Origin of the sequence: Hymenobacter sp., assembly GCF_036387835.1 — a bacterium.
Lineage (GTDB): Bacteria > Bacteroidota > Bacteroidia > Cytophagales > Hymenobacteraceae > Hymenobacter.
The window spans coordinates 129775-136766 of sequence record NZ_DASVSY010000011.1; the positions used below are offsets into that span (position 1 = coordinate 129775).

At 54.8% G+C, this 6992-nt stretch carries 7 protein-coding genes; all 7 read left to right on the forward strand.

What is annotated here, in order from left to right; genetic code table 11:
* The first annotated feature begins 225 nt into the window (after positions 1-225).
* Positions 226-864: a hypothetical protein gene (locus VF639_RS02795; RefSeq protein WP_331144360.1), complete on the forward strand. Its 639-nt coding sequence runs from the start codon at positions 226-228 to the stop codon at positions 862-864.
* 59 nt (positions 865-923) lie between these two features.
* Entirely contained in the window at positions 924-1217 is a 294-nt protein-coding gene (locus tag VF639_RS02800; RefSeq protein ID WP_331144361.1) for a winged helix-turn-helix domain-containing protein, read from the forward strand.
* An 86-nt stretch (positions 1218-1303) separates the two neighbouring features.
* Positions 1304-2917, forward strand: a complete 1614-nt coding sequence (locus VF639_RS02805; RefSeq protein ID WP_331144362.1) for a DUF4153 domain-containing protein — start codon at positions 1304-1306, stop codon at positions 2915-2917.
* Positions 2918-3345: 428 nt separating this feature from the next.
* Positions 3346-3585, forward strand: a complete 240-nt coding sequence (locus VF639_RS02810) for a hypothetical protein (RefSeq protein WP_331144363.1) — start codon at positions 3346-3348, stop codon at positions 3583-3585.
* Positions 3586-3597: 12 nt separating this feature from the next.
* Positions 3598-4005 carry a hypothetical protein gene (locus VF639_RS02815; RefSeq protein WP_331144364.1) on the forward strand — a complete coding sequence of 136 codons (408 nt, stop codon included), beginning with the start codon at positions 3598-3600 and terminating at the stop codon, positions 4003-4005.
* Between the two features lie 4 nt (positions 4006-4009).
* Entirely contained in the window at positions 4010-4351 is a 342-nt protein-coding gene (locus tag VF639_RS02820; protein ID WP_331144365.1) for a hypothetical protein, read from the forward strand.
* A gap of 244 nt (positions 4352-4595) precedes the next feature.
* Positions 4596-6974 (forward strand): transglycosylase domain-containing protein, encoded by a 2379-nt coding sequence (locus tag VF639_RS02825; protein WP_331144366.1) that lies wholly within the window; start codon positions 4596-4598, stop codon positions 6972-6974.
* Positions 6975-6992: the final 18 nt, after the last annotated feature.

Here is a 6992-nt window from a genome sequence, read left to right on the forward strand (position 1 = left end):
ATCAGCCTGATCAAATCTTTCTTTGGAAATACATGATTACTAGCCAGATATCGAAGAGCGGCAGTATATGGATGCTACCACGTTTTAAGCTGGTGAATAGGCTTAGCCTTGAGGCTTTGGTCTAGAGCCGACGAGTTGTTTCTTTGTTGATCAGAAATAAATGCAGCACTATTTGTAAAGAAGAAGAAGTTTACTGTGCTTTGCAACACAAAGTGCTTTCCGAAAATGATGAAGCCTGCCGTCGACCCATTAGCCCAGCTCACTGAGATTCGCGCCATCATGGAGCGCTCCTCTCGCTTCATCTCGTTAAGTGGCCTCTCCGGCGTTGGAGCTGGCGTAGTAGCACTGGCCGGAGCCGGCATAGGGCATTGGTACCTGAGCCGGGAGTATGGCTACATGGGGTATATGCGGCTGCTCCAAAGTACGCCGAGTGAGCGGGAGCTAGTACTGCCCTTTCTGCTGCTGCTGGCTGGCGGCATAATAGCGGCGGCGTTAACTGTGGCCATGTTCTTCACGATGCGGCGGGCCCGCAAGGCCAACCAGCCTCTTTGGAGTGCATTGGGGCGGCGGCTTGCCATCAGCCTGATCATTCCGCTGGCCGCAGGCGGCTTGTTTTGCTTGGCGCTGTTTCTGCGCGGTGCCGTAAGCTTGGTGGTGCCGGGGCTGTTGCTGTTTTACGGCTTGGCCCTTCTCAACGCAAGCAAATACACGTTAGATGAAATTCGTTGGTTGGGCCTCACCCAAATAGCTTTGGGGCTGGTAGCCGTTTTGTTGCCCGGAGCCGGATTGCTGTTCTTTGCCCTCGGATTTGGGCTTGGGCATATTGGCTACGGCCTTCTGATGTATAACCGCTACGAACGGTAATTCATTTACCAGGTGCTAGTTTTGAACTTATAACCGGCAACTGGCAACCAACACCTCTCTTGAAACACCTCATTCATACGCTCAATAAAGCATTTGACCACCGCGTACGGTTGGGTGTAATGGCTGTGCTCATGGCGAACGATGGCGTAAGTTTCACGGAATTGAAGGAAGCCCTTGACCTGACCGATGGCAACCTTGCCAGCCATGTAGCAGCGCTGGAAAAGGCGGGGTATGTACAGGTAGCTAAGCAGTTTGTAGGCAAGAAGCCTAACACCACCTACACCGCTTCCACAGAAGGAAAACAGGCTTTTCAGGATCATCTAGCGGCTTTAGAAAAACTCCTACGTGGATAAAGCTATTTTTTTGCCCTTTAACTTTGAAATACAAAGTTCTTTTAAATAAAGAAGTAATAAGTATAGAATAGAACTAACTCAAACACATGGACACCTCTTTGCATCTGCCAAATGCCCGTTTCGGGACTTCTGCCGCTCCGCGTCTCACGCTCACAACCTTACAAAAGGTAGGTCTGCCTCTAGGAGCCATTCTATTCGACGTGCTATTCTGGCACGAACGGGCAGCACTTAATATGCTGCTATACACCTTGCTGGTGGTGGCAATTGTGCTGATTGGACTGCCCCGGCACGCGCCGCAGTGGCGCTCCGGCTACTTCCGGCTAACGCTGGTTGGCACGTTGCTTAGTGCGGCCATGGTAGCCTGGTATGGGTCGGGAGCAGCTCAGTTGGCTAGTGTGGCTTCGTTGACGGCATGGCTCGGCTATAGCAATCAGCCCCCTCTAAAGTTGGTGAGCAATGCCATCATAACAGCGCTGGATAGTGCCCTGCGGGTCATGCCACGGCTACTGAGTCTGCTACGCATGCCGGGCAATATGGGTAGCCGAGTAGGACGAGCTTGGTTCTATGGGCGGCTGCTTGGGGTCCCACTCTTGGCACTAGGGGTGTTTCACATTCTATTTGTGATTGCCAATCCGGTATACAGCAACTTGGTAAGTACAGTGCTGAATAGAGTAGGAGAGTGGCTGGCTGCGCTATTCGAGAACTTCTCGGTGTTGCACATCCTGTTCTTCGTTCTAGGTTTTGCTTTGACGGGGGCCGCACTGGTACTGGTGCCGGTGCACTACTTCGTAGACCAGGAGTCGCGCCTGGGCGAGTTTATTGTACGGCAGCGCGACCGGGTTGCTTCCTTCGCCGTCCGGCGCCCCGACTTTCAAATCAAGCATTTCCTTGCCCTCGACCTGCGTAAGGAATACCTCATTGCGCTGAGTTTGCTGAGTTCAGTGAACGTGTTGCTGCTGGTTATTAATGTGATTGACATCAACTGGATTTGGACTGGCTTCGAGCCGGCACCTGGCTTCGACCTCACGCAGTTTGTGCACGAGGGTACCTACGTGCTGATTTTGAGCATATTGGTGGCAATGGGCATCGTGTTGTGGTTTTTTCGCCGCAACCTGAACTTCTACCAGAAGGGCCTGCCGGTATTGCGCTGGCTGGCTACGGTGTGGGTGCTGCAAAACGTGGTGCTGGCTGTGTCGGTAGGGCTGCGCAACTACTACTACATCCTGTACACGGGCTTAGCCTACAAGCGCATTGGGGTGTACGGCTTCCTATTATTGACTCTGTTTGGCTTGCTTACCGTGCTGCTCAAAATCTGGCAGCGCCGTTCTGCTTATTCTCTGGTTCGTCTCAACGCGTTGGCCGCTTATGTGCTGATGGTGGGGCTGGCTTGCGGCAACTGGGAAATCTGGATTGCACGCTACAATCTGCGGCCCGAGTTGCATACGCTGGACTATGGCTTCTTGCTCGATATGCCCGACCGGGTGCTGCCCCTGTTAGCTGCCAACCAAGAAGTGCTGCCAAACCGCCAGTTAGTGCACGAAACCTACGACGGCACCTGGACCAAATTCGAACCCGCTGCCGCCACCCAACAGCTCCAGCAGCGGCTCCGGGAGTTCAAGGCGCTGCAAGCCGCCCGCCACTGGCCCAGCTACACCTACGCCGACTGGCAGGCTTACAACGAGCTGAATGGTCATGAGTAATCTTCTCGCAAGTGAAGAGCCGCAAACGCTAGGTCAAGGGCTGCTGTCTAGTGTTTGCTGGACAGCCAGTTGCGAAGCAATCTGGACAGTTCTATGTTATGGAATTTTTTCCGCGGCCAGCAAAAGCAGTTACAAAGACGATATTCTTATCCTGTCCATGAGCTTCGCGTTTGCGAATATGGTGATTTGGAGGTATGCATTTGCAGGCTTGTGGGTTGCAGACGACGTTAAGAATAAAGCTTCTACTTGGCTTAGAGTGGTTTCCTGCCTTTGGTGGTGTGCTTTAACTCTCTTCCAGATAACATGCTCGCTTGTAATCTTGATCTGGACAATTCTAATGCTGGCTGTTCCTGAAGCCCTAGCAATCTAAGGTAGATGCTTCTTCTTGAAGCACCGCCGGCCCTATTATTCCCTTTTCCCTTCTTGCCATGCTACTCCAACTCTCCCTAACCTTCGTGGGCCTGCTTGTCTGTGTCGGCGACGTGGCGGCGCTAGCCACCTTGCTTACCTGGCAGGAGCGCGCCGCCGATCCAGTGTCTCGCCGCCAACGCCTGCTTACGGGCGTGTTGCCGGTAAGCAGTTTACTGCTCCTGTTGCTGCTCGGGGCGGTGTTTTTCTTGATGATGATTTGGTCGCCGCAGGGCGCTGAAGTACTAATTGGGGGCTAATCTGTTTCTGTTATGGAAAGAGTTAAAGAACATTTGCTGTCTTCTGGCTATCAATCCCAACAAGCTCCACCCTCGAACGGGCGGGCGCTGAGCGTACTCGTAGCGGTGTGCGCCGTGCTGTGGGTATGGGCAAATGCTTTGGAGTGGTATGCAGGAGGTTTTGCTAACCGGGAGGCCATACAAGCGTTGCGCAGTACCCTCTACAACGGCTGGATTTTAAGCCTGCTAACGGTGGTAAGTAATGCGGTAGTGTGGCGTTGGGTAACTGTGCCCTTGTGGCGAAATGCCTGTATCAACAACGAATCGAACCTTGTGCTAGGGCTGGCCATTCTGTTTCATCTGGCTTTCCTGTTGCTGCTATTCTTGGTGGTGCTGCTGTTGATTTTTGATAGCAACGAGGGACCATTTTTAGGGTATTAACCTGATGAGCCAGTTCCAAACCTTTGCCGCCCGTGCCTTGCGCCAACTACCTACTTCCCTGTGGTGGGTGCTGGCATTGTTGGTGGGTGCCTTCGTTAGCATCAAGCTAGAAAAAGAACTCTTTCCGAATACGCCGGCCGCAGCAACGGTAGCGGGTTGGATAAGCCTGGCCTGCCTCATTGCCTTGCCGCCCATAGGCATTGTGTGGCTGTGGCAGGTGGCTATGCACATGCAGCATCCGGGCTGGCGGCTGCTGTGGTATTTGGCCGCAATAGGAGCCACCGGAATCGGAGTAGGGTTGGCCGTATTGCTGGTAGTACTAGCGTTGATCTGGGCTTTAAGTTAACCTGCTTGCCTTGCGGGGAGCGGGCTCAGTATACAGTAGCGGCGGAAGTTTTCGTTATGGATCAGTACTCAAACCTGTTGGTTAGCTGGTATAGTAAACTGCTTATTGCCAGTAGCTTGCCGGATACAAACAAGCTAGCTTGTAGGGCAAAACAACAAAAACGACAGGCCAGCCCGCACCTAACTGGTATATTTGCCACTTCTTGACCTGTCACCCCAGGACGCCGCCGCCCAACCTGCTCTGAATGTCCGCTCCAGAACTGCCGAAAACAAACCCCTCTTCCCGACCGCGTCGACCTTGGTCGAACCGCATAACGCGTGCCTTATGGGCCCTTTTCGTGTTGGGCGTCGGCACGTTTTTGCTTTATCCCATCCTGGTGAGCATGAACTTCATGTTCCTGTTCGGCAAGTCGCCGAGCCTGGAAGAGCTGGAAGACCCCAAGGTGGAACAGCCCTCGGAAATTTATACCGCCGATGGTGTGCTGATTGGCAAATATTTCCGTGAAAACCGCGTGCCGGTGTCGCTGAACAAGATTTCGCCTCTCCTCATTAAAGCTCTTGTTGCTACGGAAGATGTCCGCTTCTACGAGCATTCGGGCATCGACCTAACCGCTTTGGGTCGGGCGGCGGGCGGCGTATTGAGCGGTAACCGCAGTGGTGGCGGTTCGACTATCACGCAGCAGCTGGCCAAAAACCTCTACAAAACCCGCCGTGGCGAAACTCGGGGTGGTCTTGGCTACATTCCGGGGGTAAGTACACTCATCAGCAAAACCAAGGAGTGGCTCACGGCCGTGGAATTAGAGCGCCGCTATACCAAAGAAGAAATTCTGAGGATGTATTTCAACACGGTAGAATACGGCTCCAAAGCCTATGGCATCAAAGTAGCCGCCAAAACCTTCTTCAGCACTTCGCCCGATAGTCTTACTGCCGAGCAAGCCGCCACACTAGTTGGCATGCTCAACAACCCAACGGCGTATAACCCCCGCTTTCACCCCGATGCGGCTCGCAAACGCCGCAATTTGGTGCTCACGCGCATGGGGCAGGCCGGTGTGCTGCCCGCCGCCGAAGTAGCTGCGCTGCAACAGCAGCCCATCCAACTCAAATACCAGTTCGAGCAGCATATCGACGGCCCGCCTACTTATTTCCGCGGCGCCGTAAGCCAATTTGTGAATGCCTGGTGCGAGAAAAACGGCTACGATATGTACCGCGACGGCCTTAGAATCTATACCACCATCGATTCGCGGATGCAGCAGTACGCCGAGGAGTCGGTGCAGGATCGGATGAAGCGGCTGCAACAGCAGTTCGATAGGTTTTGGAAAAACCGGGACAAAAACCCGTGGGTGAACGAGGACGGCAACGAAATTCCGAACTTCATTGAAACCCAGATGAAGCGGACCGAGCAGTACAAGGAGCTGGCCGCCCGCTACAAAGGCCAGCCCGCCCTGCTCGATTCGGCGCTGCACCGCAAGCACCCCACCAAGGTTTTCACCTGGAAAGGCGACGGCGACACCACGCTGCTGCTCTCACCCCTCGATTCGTTGGCGTACTACAAGCATTTCCTGCACGCCGGCATGATGACCATGGACCCCTTCACCGGCCAGATCAAGGCTTGGGTGGGCGGCCTCAACTACCGCTTCTTCCAGTACGACCACGTCAAGCAAGGCAAGCGTCAGGCGGGCTCCACCTTTAAGCCCTTCGTCTACCTCACGGCCATCGACAACGGCTACGCCCCCTGCGACCGAATTCGGGACGAGCGGGTAACCATCAACTACGTCGAAAACGGCAAGGACATGGAGTGGAAGCCCGATAACGTAACGCGCGAGTACACGGGCATCAACATGACGTTGCGCCAAGCCATGGCCCGTTCCGTTAATTCCGTTACGGCCCAGCTAACAGAGCGAGTCGGGTGGGACAACGTAGCTAAGTACGCTCACAAGGTGGGTATCAAGAGCCCGCTGTTGCCTGTGCCTAGCATCGGCCTCGGGTCGGGCGGCGACGTGAGCGTGTACGAAATGGTGAATGCCTACAGCACCTTCGTTAACCAGGGCTTTCAGACGGAGCCAATGATTGTTACGCGCATCGAAGACCGCAACGGCAACGTCATCAAACAGTTCGACCCGGTGCAGAAGCGCGCCATCCCCGCCGAAACCGCTTGGCTGATGACCTACATGCTGCGCGGCGGCATGGAAGAGCCTGGCGGCACTTCCCAGGCCTTGTGGGATTTCCAAGACCTCTGGCGCAAGGACAATCAAATTGGCGGCAAAACCGGCACCACTTCCAACTACTCCGACGGCTGGTACATGGGCATGACCAAAGACCTGATGACCGGCGTGTGGGTGGGTGGCGAAGACCGCAGCATCCACTTCGTGGGCTCGCAGCAGGGCGAAGGCGGCCGCACGGCCCTGCCCATCTTCGGCAAGTTCATGGAGAAGATTTACAAGGACCGGGAACTCGGCTACACGCCCGGCCACTTCCCCAAGCCCTCGGTCAAAATCGTCAAGAAGTATAACTGCATCTCGGAGTCGGAGCCGCGCCGCCGCGCCGCGGCCGTGGACACTATCGCCGCTGATAACCTGCTGGAGCAGATGAACAGCGGCGTGGGAGGGGTGCCGGATAGTTTGTGAGGGAGAAGACAATGACGA

Excerpts from the sequence above, each read along its gene's own strand:
- VF639_RS02795 (WP_331144360.1), top strand. The coding sequence starts at position 226 with ATGATGAAGCCTGCCGTCGACCCATTAGCCCAGCTCACTGAGATTCGC.
- VF639_RS02805 (WP_331144362.1), top strand. The coding sequence starts at position 1,304 with ATGGACACCTCTTTGCATCTGCCAAATGCCCGTTTCGGGACTTCTGCC.
- VF639_RS02810 (WP_331144363.1), top strand. The coding sequence starts at position 3,346 with ATGCTACTCCAACTCTCCCTAACCTTCGTGGGCCTGCTTGTCTGTGTC.
- VF639_RS02815 (WP_331144364.1), top strand. The coding sequence starts at position 3,598 with ATGGAAAGAGTTAAAGAACATTTGCTGTCTTCTGGCTATCAATCCCAA.
- VF639_RS02820 (WP_331144365.1), top strand. The coding sequence starts at position 4,010 with ATGAGCCAGTTCCAAACCTTTGCCGCCCGTGCCTTGCGCCAACTACCT.
- VF639_RS02825 (WP_331144366.1), top strand. The coding sequence starts at position 4,596 with ATGTCCGCTCCAGAACTGCCGAAAACAAACCCCTCTTCCCGACCGCGT.